Origin of the sequence: Corallococcus sp. CA041A, assembly GCF_003612075.1 — a bacterium.
In the GTDB taxonomy this organism is placed as follows: domain Bacteria; phylum Myxococcota; class Myxococcia; order Myxococcales; family Myxococcaceae; genus Corallococcus; species Corallococcus exiguus.
Genome location: NZ_RAWF01000516.1, coordinates 1 through 1,815 on the forward strand (window position 1 = coordinate 1; position 1,815 = coordinate 1,815).

Genomic DNA, 1,815 nt, shown 5'->3' on the forward strand with positions numbered 1-1,815 from the left:
ACTTCGTCGGCCGCATCGACGCGCAGGTGAAGGTGCGCGGCTTCCGCATCGAGCTGGGCGAAGTCGAGAACGCCCTACGCGCAGCCCCCTCCGTGAAGGACGCCGTCGTCCTCGCGCGCGAGGATGCTCCGGGTGACAAGCGACTTGTCGCCTACGTCGTGGGTGAGGCGCTCGACATCACGGCTCTCCGCGCGCACCTCAAGCAGCACCTGCCTGAGTACATGGTGCCCGCGGCCTTCGTCCCTCTGGACGTGCTGCCGCTGACGTCCAACGGCAAGGTGGACCGCAAGGCGCTCCCTGCTCCGGACGCGAGCGCGCTCCGGGCTTCGCACGCCTACGAGGCTCCGGCGACCCCGCTGGAGGAGAAGCTCGCGGCCCTGTGGAGCGAAGTGCTTCGCGTGCCCACTGTCGGCCGCACGGACAACTTCTTCGAACTGGGTGGCCACTCGCTGCTCGCCACGCAGTTGGTGGCCCGAGTGCGTGCGGCACTCGACGTGGAGTTGCCGCTTCGTGCCCTCTTCGAGGCCCCCACCATCGCGGCCCTGGCTGAACGCCTCCAGCGCACCACGACCGGCACGCGTCTGCCCTCCCTGACGCGCACGCGCACCGAAGGCCACCTGCCTCTCTCCTTCGCTCAGCAGCGCCTCTGGTTCCTCGATCAGCTGACCCCGGACGACGCCTCCTACAACCTGCCCGTCGCGCTGCGCCTCCTGGGCCGGCTGGACGTGGAGGCCCTTCGCCGTGCCTTCGAAGCGCTGGTGGCGCGGCACGAAGCGCTGCGCACCACCTTCTTCGAGGAGGAGGGCCAGCCCTTCCAGCGCATCCATGCCCCGGCCGCATGGGCGCTCCCGGTGGAAGACCTCTCTTCCCTGGAGGAGTCCGCGCGCGAGGCGGAGACGCTGCGGCTTGCCACCCGTGAGGCCCGGCAGCCCTTCCACCTCGTCCACGGGCCTTTGCTGCGCACAGCCCTCCTCAAGCTTTCAGAGGATTCCCACGTCCTCCTCGCGACGATGCACCACATCGTCTCCGACGGCTGGTCCATGGGCGTCCTCGTCCGCGAGCTGGCAAGCCTCTATGAGTCCTTCAGTGGCGGCCGGGCTCCCTCCCTGCCACCGCTGCCCGTGCGGTACGCGGACTTCGCCCTCTGGCAGCGCCAGTGGCTCCAGGGGGAGCCGCTGGAGTCGCAGCTCGGCTACTGGAAGCGCCAGTTGGCCGGTGCCCCCGCCGCACTGGAGCTGCCTACGGACCGTCCTCGTCCAGCAGTGCAGTCACGGCGCGGTGCCACGGTGCCCGTGCACTTCCCGTCGCAGCTGACGGACTCCCTTCGCAGCCTGGCTCAGCGGGAGGGCGCTACTCCCTTCATGCTGCTGCTCTCCGCCTTCCAGCTGCTGCTGTCGCGCTACTCCGGCCAGGACGACATCAGCGTCGGCTCCCCCATCGCGGGCCGCACCCACTCCGAGGCCGAGGGCCTCATCGGCTTCTTCGTCAACACGCTGGTGTTGCGCGCCCACGTGCGCCCAGAGGACTCCTTCCGCCAGCTGCTCTCCCAGGTGAAGGCCACCACGCTCGGGGCCTACGAGCACCAGCACGTCCCCTTCGAGAAGCTGGTGGAGGTCCTCCAGCCCTCGCGTGACTTGAGCCGCAGCCCGCTCTTCCAAGTCATGCTCGTCCTGCAGAACGCGCCCGCAGAAGCCCTGCGCGTGCCGGGCATGGCCTTCCAGCCCATTCCCCTGGAGGGCAACTCCTCTCGCTTCGATTTGGCCCTCACCCTCTTCGAGGTGCCTCAGGGCCTCACCGGCTTCCTCGAGTACAGCT

At 69.3% G+C, this 1,815-nt stretch carries 1 protein-coding gene; it reads left to right on the forward strand.

What is annotated here, in order from left to right; genetic code table 11:
• On the forward strand, positions 1-1,815 hold a 1,815-nt coding region (locus D7V77_RS41795), incomplete at both ends, for a condensation domain-containing protein (RefSeq protein WP_233597559.1).